This window comes from Zoogloea sp. JDB1 (assembly GCF_056724025.1).
In genome coordinates this window covers 3,821,997-3,837,808 of the sequence record NZ_CM161496.1, presented here as the reverse complement: position 1 = coordinate 3,837,808, position 15,812 = coordinate 3,821,997, and the positions used below count along the sequence as shown (strand labels likewise).

Here is a 15,812-nt window from a genome sequence, read left to right as displayed (position 1 = left end):
CCTAATCCGGCATGCCCGCCCCGGCATGCTCCCGCGCCCCATGTCGGTAGGGTTCGAAGTAGCGTCGGTCAGCATCGATGGACAGGCTGCGACCCATCGGCGGGAAGGCCCGTTGCGGGCAGTCCTGCCGTTCGCAGACCTTGCAACCGGCGCCGATGGGCGTTGCGACGTCCGGATTGCTGAGGTCCAGGCCGCGGGAATAGACCAGCCGGTCGGCGTGGCGCAGGTCGCAGCCCAGGCCGATGGAGAAAGTCTTGCCCGGTGCGCCGTAGGCGCCGGCTTCCCGCGCCACGCTGCGGGCGATCCACAGATAGCGGCGCCCGTCGGGCATGGCGGCCAGCTGGGTCAGGATGCGGCCGGGCACCGTGAAGGCTTCATAGACGTTCCACAAGGGGCAGGTGCCGCCGATGCGCGAGAAATGGAAGTCGGTGGCCGACTGCCGTTTGGAGATGTTGCCGGCCCGGTCGACGCGGATGAAGAAGAAGGGCACGCCACGGGCGGCCGGCCGCTGCAGCGTGGACAGGCGGTGGCAGACCGTCTCGAAGCCGACACCGAAGCGCTGCTCCAGCAGGCCGATGTCGTAGTGCAGGGCTTCGGCCGTCTCCAGAAAGCGGCCATAAGGCAGGACCAGCGCGCCGGCGAAATAACTGGCCAGCCCGATGCGCGCGAGGGCCCGCGATTCGTCCAGCGCAAAGCGCCCCGAGGCGGCCATGCCGTCGATGATGTCGCCAGCTTCCAGAAAGGCGAGCTGGGTGGCCAGCTGGAAGGCCTGCTGACCCCGTTCCAGGCGCGAGGACAGACGCAGTAGCCGCGCGGCAGGATCGTAGCTGCGCTGCACGCCGGCATCCTCCCTGTCGAAAGCGATCCGGACGCCGTGGATGTCTTCAAGGCGCCGGGCCAGCCCGGTGGCCAGATCCGAGCCATCGCCGCAGGACTCGAAGATCGCCTCCGCCAACCGGTCGAGTTCGTCGATGTGGTTGTGGCGCGCATAGAAGAAATCCCGCACTTCCTCGTAAGGCATGGGGGCCGGGCTTGCCATGCCGCTGCGGTCATCACCCAGGCGGGCGGCCAGCACCTCTGCACGCTCCCTCTGGTCGCGCAGGCTGCGCTCCAGGGCAATCAGCGTGCGTGCCACTGCTGGCATGTTCGCGGCCAGTTCGCGGATCTCCGCGGTCGATACCGGGCTGTCTCCCGGAGCCGACAGGAACACCTCGCGCAGATCCGCAATGAGGCGGGCTTCGTCGTCCTCGGAGAACTGCTGCACATCGACGCCGAAGACTGCATTCAACTTGAGCAGCACCGGCACGCTGAGGGGGCGCTGGTTCTGTTCCAGCTGGTTCAGGTAGCTCGGGGACAACTCCAGCGCCCGCGCCAGCGCCACCTGGGTCAGGCTGCGCTCTTCCCGGAAGCGTCGCAGGCGGATGCCCATGAAGGTCTTCTTCATATTGAATTCCTCTGGCGATACGTGCTCGTTGCCTCACGATGAATCTTCTCAAGATTCGCAAACGTACAGAATTTCATTCGCAATCCTTCACTTTTTCAGTGGTTCACAGCTTTCTTGAGGTGCGTATATTGCGAATACCTTATGTCGAACGCAAGCCAGTATGAATCCTCTGAACGAAAAATCCGGCGAGATCCCGGAAGGCAGGTGCTGGGTCACCACCTTCGTGGAAATGGTCTTTCCTGAGCAAGCCAACCACTACGGCACCCTCTACGGTGGCAATGCGTTGGGGATTCTCGGCAAGGCGGCCTTCGTCACCGCAACGCGCTTTGCCCGGCGATCGGTGGTGATGGCCGCATCCGAACGGGTCGAGTTTCATACCCCGGTTCGCCTGGGGCAGATGCTCGAACTGACCGGGCGGGTTGTGCGCGTGGGGAGAAGCTCCATGAGCGTGGAGGTGGAAGGCGTGGCCGAGACCCTGCCGGGGGGCGAGCGAATTCCAGCTTTGCGCGGGCGCTTCGAAATGGTGGCAGTGGATGACGCGGGTCGTCCTCGGGCCATTCTGGTGGAGGGGGAGGCGCCAGACGCGCTTTCTGGAATTCAGTGAACACAAATGCAATGGAGACTCGGATGAACGCTACGCAAGAATCCACTTTCAAGCCCAAGAAGTCGGTTGCCCTCTCGGGCGTGACGGCCGGCAATACGGCCCTGTGCACCGTTGGCAAAAGCGGCAATGATCTGCACTATCGCGGTTACGACATCCTCGATATCGCGGAGCGCTGCGAATTCGAAGAGGTGGCCCACCTGCTGGTGCACGGCAAGCTGCCGACGACCGCCGAACTCAAGGCCTACAAGGCCCGGCTGAAGTCCATGCGCGGCCTGCCGACCAACGTGAAGGAGGCGTTGGAATGCCTGCCGGCTTCGGCGCATCCGATGGATGTCATGCGGACAGGCGTGTCGGCGCTCGGCTGTGCGCTGCCCGAAAAGGATGATCACAACATCCCCGGCGCCCGCGATATCGCCGACCGCCTGATGGCGTCCCTCGGTTCGATGCTGCTCTACTGGTACCACTGGTCCACCAACGGCAAACGCATCGACGTGGACACTGACGACGACTCCATCGGCGCCCACTTCCTGCATCTGCTGCACGGGCGCAAGCCATCGGCCCTGTGGGAGCGTGCAATGCACACCTCGCTGATCCTCTACGCCGAGCACGAATTCAACGCCTCTACCTTCACCGGCCGCGTCATCGCCGGGACGGGCTCGGACATGTACTCGGCCATCACCGGCGCCATCGGTGCGCTGCGTGGGCCCAAGCATGGCGGAGCCAACGAGGTTGCCTTCGAGATCCAGAAGCGCTACGACAATCCGGACGAGGCCGAGGCGGACATCCGCCGCCGCGTCGAGGCAAAGGAGGTCGTCATCGGCTTCGGCCACCCGGTCTATACCGTGTCCGACCCGCGTAATCAGGTCATCAAGGGCGTCGCCCACCAGCTTTCCGTCGATGCCGGCTCCACCAAAATGTTCGACATCGCGGCCCGTCTGGAGGCAGTGATGTGGGATGTGAAGCAGATGTTTCCCAACCTGGACTGGTTCAGCGCCGTCAGCTACCACATGATGGGCGTGCCCACCGCGATGTTCACACCGCTTTTCGTGATTGCCCGCACTTCCGGCTGGGCCGCACACATCATCGAGCAGCGCATCGACAACAAGATCATCCGCCCGAGCGCCAACTATGTCGGGCCGGAAGACCGCATGTTCGTATCCATCGAACAGCGTCAGTAACGGGCAGGTGAACATGAACAGCCAATTCCGCAAGCCTCTTCCGGGTAGCAGTGTCGATTACTTCGACACCCGGGCCGCGGTCGATGCCATTCGGCCGGGCGCCTATGCAGGCCTGCCTTATGTGTCCCGTGTGCTGGCCGAGCAACTGGTGCGCCGCTGTGATCCGGCGCTGCTCACCGACGCGCTGACACAGATTGTCGAGCGCCGGCGTGACCTCGATTTCCCGTGGTATCCGGCCCGCGTGGTCTGCCACGACATCCTCGGCCAGACCGCGCTGGTGGATCTGGCCGGCCTGCGCGACGCGATTGCCGACCAGGGTGGTGACCCCGCCAAGGTGAACCCGGTGGTGCCGACGCAGCTCATCGTCGACCATTCGCTGGCCGTGGAATACGCCGGTTTCGACCCCGACGCCTTCGCGAAGAACCGCGCCATCGAGGACCGGCGCAACGAGGACCGCTTCCACTTCATCGAATGGACCCGACGTGCCTTCGAGAACGTGGATGTGATCCCGGCGGGCAACGGCATCATGCATCAGATCAACCTGGAGAAGATGTCGCCGGTCATCCAAGTCAGAAATGACGAAAACGGCCGCGGAGTCGCCTTCCCCGACACCTGTGTCGGCACCGACAGCCACACGCCGCACGTGGATGCGCTGGGCGTCATCGCCATCGGCGTCGGCGGCCTGGAGGCCGAAACTGTGATGCTCGGCCGCGCCTCGATGATGCGCCTGCCGGACATCGTCGGCGTCAAGCTCACCGGCCGGCGCCAGCCGGGCATCACCGCCACCGACATCGTGCTGGCGCTGACCGAGTTCCTGCGCAGGGAGCGGGTCGTCGGCGCCTGGGTGGAGTTCTTTGGCGAGGGCGCGGACAGCCTGTCCATCGGCGACCGTGCGACCATCTCCAACATGTGTCCGGAATATGGGGCGACTGCGGCGATGTTCTACATCGACCCGCAGACCATCGACTACCTGAAGCTCACCGGCCGTGCGCCGGAGCAGGTGGCGCTGGTGGAGCACTACGCCCGGACCACTGGGTTGTGGGCCGAGTCGCTGGCGACCGCCGAATACGAGCGCGTGCTGGTCTTCGACCTGTCCACCGTCGTGCGCAACATGGCCGGCCCGTCCAACCCGCACAAACGCCTGCCGACATCGGCCCTGCACGAGCGTGGCATCGCCGACGCCGACAAATTGGCCGCCGCGAAGGCCAAAGAGGCGCAAGGCCTGCTGCCAGACGGTGCGGTGATCATCGCGGCCATCACCAGTTGCACCAACACGTCCAATCCGCGCAACGTGGTCGCGGCTGGGCTGCTGGCAAAGAAGGCCAATGCGCTGGGCCTTGTCCGCAAGCCATGGGTCAAGACCTCCTTCGCACCGGGCTCCAAGGTCGCCAGGCTGTACCTGGAAGAGGCCGGCCTGCTGCCGGAGCTGGAGCAGCTCGGTTTCGGCATCGTCGCCTACGCCTGCACCACCTGCAACGGCATGTCTGGCGCCCTCGATCCGAAGATCCAGCAGGAGATCATTGACCGCGACCTGTATGTGACCGCCGTGCTGTCCGGCAACCGCAATTTCGATGGACGCATCCATCCCTACGCCAGGCAGGCCTTCCTTGCTTCCCCGCCGCTCGTCGTCGCCTACGCGCTGGCCGGCACCGTGCGCTTTGACATCGAGCAGGATGTGCTGGCCGTCGTCGATGGCCGGGAGATCCGCCTGAAGGATCTGTGGCCGTCCGACGAAGAAATCGACGCCCTCGTCGCTGCCAGCGTCAAGCCGGAGCAGTTCCGCCAGATCTACGAGCCGATGTTCGCCGTCCATTGTGAGGCAGGAGAAAAGATCAGCCCGCTCTACGACTGGCGCCCGAAGTCCACCTACATCCGCCGTCCGCCGTACTGGGAAGGCGTGCTGGCCGACGAGCGCACGCTGACCGGCATGCGTCCGCTGGCCTTGTTGCCCGACAACATCACAACCGACCACCTGTCGCCATCGAACGCCATCCTGCCGGACTCCGCGGCAGGCGAATACCTTGCGAAGATGGGCCTGCCGGAGGAAGACTTCAACTCCTACGCCACCCACCGGGGCGATCACGTGACCGCCCAGCGCGCCACTTTTGCCAATCCGACGCTGCGCAACGAGATGGTGCGCAATGCCGATGGCAGCGTGCGGCCGGGCTCACTGGCGCGGGTGGAGCCGGAAGGGCAGGTGATGCGCATGTGGGAGGCCATCGAGACCTACATGCTGCGCCTGCAGCCGCTGATCATTGTCGCCGGCGCCGACTACGGCCAGGGCTCGTCCCGCGACTGGGCTGCCAAGGGCGTGCGTCTGGCCGGCGTCGAAGCTATCGTCGCCGAAGGCTTCGAGCGTATCCACCGCACCAACCTGGTCGGCATGGGCGTGCTGCCGCTGGAATTTCAGCTGGGCACCACGCGCCTCACGCTGGCCCTCGACGGCACCGAGACCTATGACGTGGTCGGCGAACGTGCGCCCCGTTGCACGCTGACGCTGGTGATCCATCGCCGGAACGGCGAGACGCTCGAAGTGCCGGTCACCTGCCGCCTGGATACCGCCGAGGACGTGTCGATCTACGAAGCGGGCGGCGTATTGCAACGTTTTGCCCAGGACTTCCTGGCATCGGAAAAGGAGAATCGCTGATGACCTCGGCTCTGCAAGTCCGCATCCCCGCCACCTACATGCGTGGCGGCACCAGCAAGGGTGTGTTCTTCCGCCTGGAAGACCTGCCAGAGCGCTGCCGCGTGCCCGGCGCGGCGCGCGACCGGTTGTTCCAGCGCGTCATCGGTAGCCCCGACCCCTACGCTGCCCATATCGACGGCATGGGTGGTGCCACGTCCAGCACCAGCAAGTGCGTGATCCTTTCCCGGAGCACGCAGCCGGACCACGACGTGGACTACCTTTACGGCCAGGTCGCCATCGACAAGGACTTCGTGGACTGGAGCGGCAACTGCGGCAATCTGACGACCGCCGCCGGCGCCTTCGCGATCCACGCGGGTTACTTGGATGCTTCGCGTCTGCCGCAGAGCGGTATCTGCGCCGTGCGCATCTGGCAGGCCAACATTCAGAAGACCATCGTCGTCCATGTCCCGGTCAACAACGGCCAGGTGCAGGAGACCGGCGACTTCGAACTCGACGGGGTGACCTTCCCGGCCGCCGGGATCGTGCTGGAGTTCCTGGACCCATCCGACGATGGTGACGGCGCGATGTTCCCGACCGGAAACCTGGTGGACGAACTGGAGGTGCCGGGCGTCGGCACCCTCAAGGCAACGCTGATTTCGGCCGGCATCCCGACCGTCTTCGTCAATGCTGCGGAGATCGGCTACACCGGTGCCGAACTGCGCGAAGCGATCAATTCCGACCTTGCGGCATTGGCCCGATTCGAAGCCATCCGCATTGCTGGTGCCTTGCGGATGGGCCTCATCGCGCGCCCCGAGGAAGCCGCCACGCGCCAGCACACCCCGAAGATCGCCTTTGTGGCGCCTCCCAAGGACTACATCTCCGCATCCGGCAAACCGGTCAAGGCTGGCGACGTGGATCTGCTGGTGCGGGCGCTGTCGATGGGCAAGCTGCACCACGCGATGATGGGCACCGCGGCGGTAGCCATCGGCACGGCGGCGGCGATTCCCGGCACGCTGGTCAATCTGGCGGCGGGTGGCGGTGAGCGCAACGCCGTCCGCTTCGGCCACCCGTCTGGCACGCTGCGCGTCGGCGCCGAGGCTCGACTGGTCGATGGTCAATGGACAGTCACCAAGGCAGTCATGAGCCGCAGCGCCCGCATTCTGATGGAAGGCTGGGTACGCGTGCCCGGCGATGCATTCTGAGCAAGGAACTCGACATGTCCACCCGCAAGAAACTGAAAGCACTGGTCGCCGCCAGACGCGGCGTCATCGTTCCCGGCGCCTTCAATGCGCTGTCCGCGAGGGTCATCGCCGACCTCGGCTTCGAGGCCATCTACGTCACCGGCGCCGGTGTCACCAACATGTGGTTCGGCATGCCTGACCAGGGCTTCATGGGTCTCTCCGAGATCGCCGAGCACACCGCGCGGATCCGCGACGCGGTCGAGGTGCCGCTGCTGGTCGATGCCGACACCGGCTTCGGCAATGCCCTCAACGTTTATCACACGGTGCGCACGCTCGAACGCGCCGGTGCCGACTGCATCCAGCTCGAAGATCAGGTGGCGCCCAAGCGCTGCGGGCATTTCGCCGGTAAGGACGTCATCTCCACCGAAGAGGCCGTCGCCAAGATCAAGGCTGCGGCGGATGCCCGCCGTGATCCGGACTTCCTGATCATGGCCCGCACCGATGCCGCCGCCGTACAGGGCTTCGAGGCGGCCGTCGAGCGGGCGCAGAAGTTCGCCGAGGCCGGCGCCGACATCCTGTTCGTCGAGGCCGTGACTACCGCCGAGGAAATCCGCGCCCTGCCGCAGCGCCTGGCTACGCCCCAGTTGATGAACATGGTCATCGGCGGCAAGACCCCGATCTTCAATGCCGACGAGCTGGGCCAGTTGGGCTTCGGCATCGTGCTCTACGCCAACGCGGCGCTGCAGGGTGCGCTGATGGGCATGCAGAAGGCGCTGACCGTGCTGCGTGACGAGAAGGAGGTCAAGGAGTCCAGCGGGCTGGTGACGCCCTTCGCCGAGCGCCAGCGCCTGGTGGGCAAGCCGGAGTGGGATGCCCTCGAAAAACGCTACGCCTGATGGCCGGCTTGCTCTTGGGACGCTTGTCCGTACCCGGCCGCACTGCCTGACTGAAGCGTATAGGAGGCAGACCTCCCTCCTTTACGCCCAAAGAAGCGCTCAAGGTACTGGCAAGAGATGGACTCGTCACGGTGGCACATCGACGGACCAACAACTGCACGGTGACGGAATACAGTCCCCTGGAGCTGTCCGCACTCCTGAAGCTCATCGAGCCATGGTTTCCCCCTAGACGCGGGCTACTATCGAGCAGCGGGTCGAGTCCCTTTGTATGGCATCGTTATTTCGCTGCTCAGACGGTAGCCAGCCATACCCATGCCCGTATCGGCACGGTGGATTTGCAGCGTGCCGCTGACCCAGACGGGGTCCATTGTGTTGAGCCCGCGCACAGGTTTGCGGGCGATTACGTGGATCATCTGGTTGGAGGGCGGCGGCGGCACGTGGATGCAAGCCCCAAAGTAAGGCACCAGAAGGTATTCGCGGGTCAACTCTCCGTTGCGTTCCAGGGGAATCGCGAAGCCGGGCAGGCGAATGCGCTGGCCATTGAGGGCTTTCTCGACGGGCGCGTCGTTCCAGGCTTCCTTGATCTTCTCGAGCGCGGCGGTGGCGCGCGGATCATTGTCTCGAAGCTTGGAGAAGTCGATACCCTTGAAGGCTGCCATCGGATTCCAGTTTTTTGGCAGGAGTTCATCCCAGGTGATGTCCCGGTAGCCCACTTCTCCGGCGGCAGCGGTGCTGCGCAGGCGGTCTCCCACCTGGAATCCGGCACTTGGTTCGATCGCCCGGGCACAGTCACCGTGGGCAAGAAGCAGCACCAGGAGGATCGCGATGAGTGGATGGTGCATGGGCTCGTCTTAAAGGCGGGGAACCAGACCGTCGGCCAGGGACATCCGGCTGGCACGCCAACCCGGCAGCAGGCTGGTCAGCAAACCTGTTGCGAAGATGCCGGCGATAAGCCGGAGCTCTTCCGCAGAAAACGCGTTTGTCGATAGGTCGAGGCCCAGGCGGGCATTGCCCAAGGGTGCGAACAGATAGCCGGCACCTTCCACGAGGCCAAGGCCCGTCAGCAGGCCGACAGCCGTGAGCGTACCCCCCTCCAGCATCACGAGCGCGACGATATGCCCAGGACCAGCTCCAACCGAGCGGAGGATTGCCAGTTCGCGTCGCCGTTCGCCGAGGCTGGCGAGGATGACTGCGGCCATGCCGGCCAGGCCGACGCCCACGATCAGCCAGGCAAGGCCGTGCAGGCTGCGTTCGACGCTGCCGAGGAGTTGCCAGAGTTCATCCATGGCCAGGCCGGGCAGAATGGCCATCAAGGGTTCGCCCGTGAAATCCGCGATCTGCCGTTGGGTCCGGAATGCGTCGGTGCGTTGGTGCAGCCCGATCAGCACTGCATCAAGGGTCTTGGGGGTGAGGTCGAACTTGGTGGCGAGTTGGGGTGGAATATTTAGGCCCGGCAAAGGCAGGCCGCCTTGCCAGTTGAGATGGATGGCCTCCAGCGACGCCAGACTCACATGAATCGTCCGGTCGACTGGCGTAGCAGTGGGGAGGAGGATGCCGCTGATGCGAAAGGGCTTGTCCGCATGCTCGGCCCCGTGCGGGTGGCGGTCTTCAAGCTCGTCGAGGTGAGCGGAACCGTGGCGGAGGGTGATCAGGTCTCCCAGCCGGTAGCCGAGACGATCCGCAACCTCTGCGCCGACGACTGCTTCGAAAAGTCCGCTGAAGGGCTGTCCGCTGAAGAAGCCCAGGGGCTGTTGCTGCCCGTAGCGAAGGTGCCGGAAGTACTCCGGTGTTGTGCCCAGCACGGGGAAGCCCCGATGAGAGTCACCGAGCGCCAGCGGAATGCTCCATGCGACCTGCGGGTCCGCGGCCAGCGTCCTGTAGCTCTGCCAACGCATTGTGTGGGTGGCCTCGCCCAGGTGGAAGACGGCGTGGAGCAACAATTGCACGGGGCTGCCTCGCGGTCCGACCACCAGGTCTACGCCCGCCGCGGCCTGCGCGAAGCTGGTCTGAGCTGCATCACGGATCCGGGTGACGGCGATCAGCAGCGTGACGGCGAGCGCGATGGAGAACACCGACAGGGCCAGGCTCAGGCGGCGATTCCAGGCACTGGCGAGCGCAAGCGGGAGGAGTATCTTCATGGCGCGAGCAGTTCGATGCAGCGGTCGAATAGGGGGGCCAGACGCTGATCGTGACTGACGAAAACGAGGGTCCCGCCGTTCGCGGTGACCTCACCCATCAGGAGTTCGATGAAGACGGCTTGCCGACGGGGGTCCAACGCCGAGGTCGGTTCGTCGGCGAGAATCAGCTCCGGCCGGCCGATCAGGGCACGTGCGGCCGATACCCGCTGCTGCTGGCCGACCGACAGACTGGCTGCAGGGCGATGGGCGAGCCGCGGGTCCAGATCGAGGGCGGCCAGGAGACGCCGGGCTTCAGCAGATGCGGAGCCACCAGTCCGTCGAGCCCGCTCGGTGGAGAAACGGCAGGGCAGCAGCACATTGTCGAGAACCGACAGGTAGGGGATCAGGTTGAACTGCTGGAAGATGAAGCCTGTATGGTCGACCCTGAAGCGGTCGCGGTTGCTGGACGACAATTTCCCGAGGGGGCGGCCCAGGACATCGATATAGCCTCTTTCGGGCAGCATGACGCCGCCGATCAGATTCAACAGGGTGCTTTTGCCGGCGCCGCTCTCTCCGTGTACGAACAGCCGCTCGCCACGATTCACGTCGAGAGCCAATTGTGAGAGGCAGGGCCTCCGGCTCCCCGGCCAGGTAAAACTCAAGTCGCGGATGCGGATGATGGCGTCCAAGACCCTCACCACATTCCGTCGAGGGCAAGTACGACCCGCGGCAGGGCATCGACCGGTATGGCGGGCGAGCGATGGATGACGCCGCGTCCACCGTTGCCCTGCCACAAACTGCCCTTCAGTAGTGCGACGGAGAAGCTGGCTACAGACTCGATGCGTGTGTCTGCGCCGATCAGGCTCGAAACTTCGTCGGGCCAGCCACTGGCGCCGCTGCCGAGCTTGGTGCGGTCAGAGCCAGTGTCCGCAATCCATTCCGTGCCGGGGCCCCGGTAGGTGCATAGCAGGCGGATACCGACCCGGTCCACGTGAAAGCGTGGGCACATAGCCTTGTCGATCACTTCGAGGCGGAGGCCGATCCGTGGGCAGTCGAGGAGATCCCTGAGGAGTTCAGCCAGGCGTCCCATGTCCTCTGCGAGGGCGTCGCGCCCTGGGCTGGCGGGCAGGTCGACGAGGTCAGGGCATTTATCCGCAGTCAGACTGCTACGCAAGCCACGGCCAAGGTGCAGCCGGTTTGTCCCAAGGTAGCCGGCGATGGCTTGATCGATGGGGCGCTGCCAGACAGCGAGTTGCACGTCCGGTTGGAAAATGTCGATGAGTGCGGCGGGGCTGCTCGCGATGACAGTGTGAGATATGGGAGCGAGGAGATCGGGGCGTGCATTCATGGGAAGGGGCTCTGCGGGTGCTCAGTGGAAAATGGCCATGCCGGTCGGGACGAGGGCGATGCCGGCGGCCATGAAACCGGTGTGCCAGACAAAGTCGCCTTTCTCGTGGCGTAGCCAGGGCATCAGGTCGGACACGGCCAAGTAGATGAAGCTGGCTGCTGTAACAGCCAGGATGTGGGGCAACCAGGCTTGGGCGTTGGTCAGCCAGAAGTAGCCGGCGATGCCACCCAGCACGGAAGTAAGACTGGAGAGGCCGTTCCAGATAAAGGCTTTCGTCCTGCTCCAGCCGGCGGAGAGGAGGAGGACGAAATCGCCTGTTTCCTGGGGAATTTCGTGCACGATGATGGCCAGTGCAGTTGCCCAGCCCAGATGGATATCCACCATGAAGGTGGCCGCCAGAACGAGACCGTCGGTGAAGTTGTGAACGCCGTCCCCGACAAGGATGATCGGCACTGTGCGGGTCAGGGGCCGAGTTTCCGCCGTATCGTCATGGTTGTGACGCCATAGGGCGGCCTTTTCAAGGAGGAAGAAGCCGATCAGTCCGGCGAGAACGAGTGCAAACAGAATGTGGGGCGACAGGCCGGTATCCGAGGCTTCGGGCAGCAGATCGAGCAGGGCCGTGGCGAGCAGAATTCCGGTCGAAAAGCTGACCATCCGTATCAGCCAGCGGTGGGAGAGCCCGAAGGTGAGGAGGGCTGCGGCCGCCATGCTTAGCAGTCCGCCGGCCAGGCAGGCGAGAAGGATGTGGGTGAGCGGGCTCATTGGGCGATTTCCTGCATTTCAGGTGTGTGACACAAACAACAACTGTTCGTGGGCTACTGGTTTCTTGAGGCGGCGGCGTGCGAGGAGGCCGAGCAGAGCCGCCGGCATGATCAACCCTGAGAGGATCAAGGTGATTTCTCCTATGAGTCTGGCTGTTGGCAGTTCCTGGTATTCGAAAGCCGGGAAGCGGGCGTAGTCAGCACTGGAAAGTGCCTCATTGCGCAGGGCTCGGGTCAGGAAGTGCTCGCGCCAACGGGCGCCGAAGTGCTCGGCCTGAGCGTGGAAGTGACGAAGGCGGATCTCTCCGGTGCCTGCCACTTCGCTGAGGCCGTCCTGCATCAGTACCGGAGGAGAGAGAAAGCGGAGCCAGGCGATCAGGCTCAGCTGCGCCTGCCTGCGTCTTTCCTGTTCATTGAGGATGCGCTCGACCTCCGTGTTGCTGTCGAGGAGGATGACGATCCGACGACGGGCGTCGTCCAGGTCATGGCCGTGCAAGACCGGTGTGTCAGGACGCTCTTCTCCATGCTCCCAAAGGTAATGGGCGAGGGATGCGTCGCCGCGTTGCCGGGCCTGATCCTGAGCAGCCCGAATCTCGCTGACCATGGCCGACCGTGAGGGGGCAGGCAGGGAAGTCTGGGCAAGGGCACTGGCAAGAGTTGGAATGATCAGCTGGAACAGGAGCCACAGACCGCAGAGGGTTAGCGCACCGGCGGCTGAGGAGCCTCCCCAGCTGCTGACGGTTGCACACAGGGCAAGCCAGAACAGGCCGTAGGCCCAGACCAGGGAGGTCCACAGTCCAATGCGCAGGAGGAAGTCTGTCGAAAGCGGGTTTGAGCTGACCAGAGCCAGGGGTAGGGCACCGAACAAGCTGGCCCCACTGAGAACTACCACTGCGCGTGCTGTCACCTTGGCGGCGAGCAGGGTCGTCAGGGAGACCGGTTGAGTCAGGAGAAGAGCCAGCGTCCCGCGTTCCCGCTCGGATGACAGAAGATCGTAGGACAAAGCGATCAGGATCAAGGGAAGCAGGACAACCGCAACGAAGGTTGGATCGAAGGCGCCAGCGAGCAGGTTAGTGGGATTCTCCACATCTTCCTGCAGGCTCCACGTGTCCCGTGTGTCAGCCGATACATTGAGATAAGGCGGGAAGAGATCGCTTTGGCCGACCGCTGCTGCTTGCAAGGCTGTGGCCGGCAGGGCGGCCGGGGTGCTGGCATGGCGCAGTCCAATCCACAGGGGATTGGCCGGATTGAGAAAGGCGGAAGGCGGGCGGTAAGTGCCTGCTTCCATGGCGTTTAATTGCGTCAGCTTGTCGTGAACGCGGGTTTCGTGCGCGGTTTGGGCGGTGGCCACGGCCTCCTGCTGACGCTGGGCCCAGCCGGTACCGTTCCAGGCAGCGTATGCGAACGCGGCAGCCAGGATAAAACCGATCAGTGCAGACAGACTTTCGATGCGCAGAAGACGCAATTCATGACCCAGGCAGACGAGAAAGGGGGCGTTCAGGTTCATGAGCTTGGGTATTCAGGGGCGCAGACGGTGGACTGCCCAGAGGGAAAATGCGATGCAGCCGCCGAGCCACAGACCTAGGCGGCCCAGGTTGCCGGTTTGCCAGGTAAGGCGCTCGCCCAGCGTCGGCGGGGTGTAGACGAAGGGGGGAATGCGGGCCCAGAGCCGTCGATCGGCGCTGTAGTCCGGATCGTCATGGCGGCGATGCTGGATCAGGTTCTCACTCATGGTCTCCTGGATCACGCGCCTGTGGGCTTCGGCTGCGCGGGCAAAGTGGACATGATTCTGGGTGTCGGTACCTGCGAAACCTGCTGACACAGCCTGGATGGACGATCCTGGAAACAGCCAGCCGAAGATCTGGCGCAGGCTATCCTGAGTGTTGTAAATGGCCCAGAGGCGTCCGAAATGTTCGTCGTGGATACGGTAGCCGGCGTGGTCATCTTCCCGTAGGGCAAGACCACGAAAATCCACCGGGAGATCCGCCGTGCGACTGACTTTGTAGTTCCGCAGCACCTTCTCACGGAAGGCGATGAATGCAGGGTGGCTTTCATCGTGACCGAACGTGGCTCGCCGGGCGTCGGTGAGCGCTTGGATGAAAGCCGCGCCACTGGGAGCAGGGGCCAGGTGACGCGCCAGATCGGTCGTGGCCCGGGGCAGCACGAAGCAGTTCAGCAGCCAGAAGGCCAGCAGCACAAGTAGAGCCTGGCGGGCGCTGCGAGCGAGCGCAGAGACTCCAAGCGTTAAGAAAACGAAGCCTCCCAAGTAAAGGAAGTAGGCACCGGCAAGGGCGAGCAGCCGCCGAAGTGCATCCTCCGCCCCTATCGAAAGAAGCGCCGCTGCTACGGCAATGGGCACGACCATTGCACCCAACAGTCCGACGAGTGCCAAGGCCTTGGCAGCCAGCAGCCGTTGGCGCGAGACGCCGAGGCTGAGAAGCTGCCGGAGGGTGCCGTTCTCCCGTTCGGCGGCAAAACCTGCAAAGCCCACCAGGATCAGGAGTAGAGGGGCGAGGGTCTGAAGTAGCAGGGCCGGAGTCAGTTCACCGAAGCGATACAGGCTGCTACGGTCCCGGGCAGGGCGGAACTGGAATTCGTTCTGCTTGTGAGCCTCCAGCCAGACGGAAATACCAACAAACGCGCCCACACCGGGATCGATGAAGGCTAGGGGATTGACGGGTTTGAATGCGTGAACACCGTAATGGGCGGCACTATGGGGATTACGTGTTCCCTGCTCCAGCCACTGCTGATAATTCGCATGCTGGGCCGAGACTCGCTCCCGGCTCTCAGCCTCGCTTGTCTGCCAGCCCTGAACGAGGGCACCGAGAATGAGCGCCAGCAGGCAGGCAAACAGCCAGCGCAGGCGTCGATCACGGGATAGCTCCAGACCTTCCTTGCGAGCAATGACGAGAATGTCGCTGATGGCGCCCCTGTTTGCACCTTCCATCACGGCTTCATCCCGCCGCCAATGGTATCCAGGTACATCCGTTCCAACTCCACGTGGTCCACGCCAGCCGTAGCGAAACAAGAGAGAAGCCGGCCTTGGCGCATAATGCCGACTCGCGTCCCAACCTGCTTGGCCAGGAACAGGTCATGGGTCGTCATCAGGACGGCGGCGCCAAGCGCACGCTGAGCCTCCATGAGCGTGGCGAATTCGTTAGCGGCTTGAGGGTCGAGACCACTGGTGGGTTCGTCGAGCAGAAGGGCGCGCGCGCCCTTGGCCATGGCAATGGCAATCCCGACTTTCTGGCGCATTCCCTTCGAATAGCTGCTGACTGGCTTTGTCGCTGCTTCGGCGGGCAAGCCAGCGCGGATCAGAAGGCAGCTCAGGTCCTCCTTGCTGTGCTTTCGCCCGATAGCCAGGCGACTGAAATAGTCCAGATTCTCGATGCCGGTCAGGCTGGAGTAGAGCATCACGGTCTCGGGAATGTAGGCCAGTAAATGCTTGCTCTCCGGCTCCCGGGCATTCTTTCCGCCGACCATGGCCTGACCGCTGGACGGCTGGATGAAGTCGAGAAACAAATTGATGGTGGTCGTTTTGCCGGCGCCGTTGGCGCCCAGAAGGCAGAACACCTCACCTTCCTTAACAATGAGCTCCAAATGATCCAGGGCTTTGTGGGTGCCATAGAGTTTTGTCAGGCTGCGGGCCTCAAGCAT

14 protein-coding genes are annotated in these 15,812 nt (G+C 64.0%); 5 read left to right on the top strand and 9 right to left on the bottom strand.

The window, feature by feature from the left end:
* Nucleotide 1: 1 nt before the first annotated feature.
* Nucleotides 2-1,444 (bottom strand): short-chain fatty acyl-CoA regulator family protein, encoded by a 1,443-nt coding sequence (locus AC1PPK_RS17355; protein WP_481114261.1) that lies wholly within the window; start codon nucleotides 1,442-1,444, stop codon nucleotides 2-4.
* Between the two features lie 160 nt (nucleotides 1,445-1,604).
* Between AC1PPK_RS17355 and AC1PPK_RS17350 the strand changes: the two genes are divergently transcribed.
* Genes AC1PPK_RS17350 through AC1PPK_RS17330 form a run of 5 tightly spaced genes read left to right on the top strand, consistent with a single transcriptional unit; the run spans nucleotide 1,605 to nucleotide 7,929 of the window.
* Nucleotides 1,605-2,048, top strand: coding sequence for an acyl-CoA thioesterase (locus AC1PPK_RS17350; RefSeq protein ID WP_481114260.1), 444 nt, complete (start codon nucleotides 1,605-1,607; stop codon nucleotides 2,046-2,048).
* A gap of 23 nt (nucleotides 2,049-2,071) precedes the next feature.
* Nucleotides 2,072-3,226, top strand: coding sequence for a bifunctional 2-methylcitrate synthase/citrate synthase (gene prpC, locus AC1PPK_RS17345; protein ID WP_481114259.1), 1,155 nt, complete (start codon nucleotides 2,072-2,074; stop codon nucleotides 3,224-3,226).
* A gap of 13 nt (nucleotides 3,227-3,239) precedes the next feature.
* The gene (gene acnD / locus AC1PPK_RS17340) at nucleotides 3,240-5,873 is read left to right on the top strand and encodes a Fe/S-dependent 2-methylisocitrate dehydratase AcnD (protein WP_481114258.1); all 2,634 of its coding nucleotides are present in this window, start codon (nucleotides 3,240-3,242) and stop codon (nucleotides 5,871-5,873) included.
* Nucleotides 5,873-7,054, top strand: coding sequence for a 2-methylaconitate cis-trans isomerase PrpF (gene prpF, locus AC1PPK_RS17335; protein ID WP_481114257.1), 1,182 nt, complete (start codon nucleotides 5,873-5,875; stop codon nucleotides 7,052-7,054). Before acnD ends, prpF begins: the two co-directional genes overlap by 1 nt.
* 14 nt (nucleotides 7,055-7,068) lie before the next feature.
* A complete protein-coding gene (locus AC1PPK_RS17330; protein ID WP_481114256.1) occupies nucleotides 7,069-7,929 on the top strand; it encodes an isocitrate lyase/PEP mutase family protein in 861 nt (286 codons plus the stop codon).
* 239 nt (nucleotides 7,930-8,168) lie between these two features.
* Here AC1PPK_RS17330 and AC1PPK_RS17325 read toward each other — a convergent pair whose 3' ends face one another.
* From AC1PPK_RS17325 to AC1PPK_RS17290, 8 genes are all read right to left on the bottom strand, one after another.
* Nucleotides 8,169-8,771, bottom strand: coding sequence for a DUF3299 domain-containing protein (locus AC1PPK_RS17325; protein ID WP_481114255.1), 603 nt, complete (start codon nucleotides 8,769-8,771; stop codon nucleotides 8,169-8,171).
* Nucleotides 8,772-8,780: 9 nt separating this feature from the next.
* A complete protein-coding gene (locus AC1PPK_RS17320) occupies nucleotides 8,781-10,067 on the bottom strand; it encodes an ABC transporter permease (RefSeq protein ID WP_481114254.1) in 1,287 nt (428 codons plus the stop codon).
* Entirely contained in the window at nucleotides 10,064-10,735 is a 672-nt protein-coding gene (locus tag AC1PPK_RS17315) for an ABC transporter ATP-binding protein (RefSeq protein WP_481114253.1), read from the bottom strand. Before AC1PPK_RS17315 ends, AC1PPK_RS17320 begins: the two co-directional genes overlap by 4 nt.
* 5 nt (nucleotides 10,736-10,740) lie before the next feature.
* Nucleotides 10,741-11,394: a DUF1826 domain-containing protein gene (locus AC1PPK_RS17310; RefSeq protein WP_481114252.1), complete on the bottom strand. Its 654-nt coding sequence runs from the start codon at nucleotides 11,392-11,394 to the stop codon at nucleotides 10,741-10,743.
* Between the two features lie 21 nt (nucleotides 11,395-11,415).
* A complete protein-coding gene (locus AC1PPK_RS17305; RefSeq protein ID WP_481114251.1) occupies nucleotides 11,416-12,102 on the bottom strand; it encodes a ZIP family metal transporter in 687 nt (228 codons plus the stop codon).
* Nucleotides 12,103-12,174: 72 nt separating this feature from the next.
* On the bottom strand, nucleotides 12,175-13,662 hold the full coding sequence (locus AC1PPK_RS17300; RefSeq protein WP_481114250.1) for an ABC transporter permease subunit: 1,488 nt from the start codon (nucleotides 13,660-13,662) through the stop codon (nucleotides 12,175-12,177).
* A gap of 12 nt (nucleotides 13,663-13,674) precedes the next feature.
* Nucleotides 13,675-15,102 carry a DUF3526 domain-containing protein gene (locus tag AC1PPK_RS17295; RefSeq protein ID WP_481114249.1) on the bottom strand — a complete coding sequence of 476 codons (1,428 nt, stop codon included), beginning with the start codon at nucleotides 15,100-15,102 and terminating at the stop codon, nucleotides 13,675-13,677.
* Nucleotides 15,102-15,812, bottom strand: a complete 711-nt coding sequence (locus AC1PPK_RS17290; protein ID WP_481114248.1) for an ABC transporter ATP-binding protein — start codon at nucleotides 15,810-15,812, stop codon at nucleotides 15,102-15,104. Before AC1PPK_RS17290 ends, AC1PPK_RS17295 begins: the two co-directional genes overlap by 1 nt.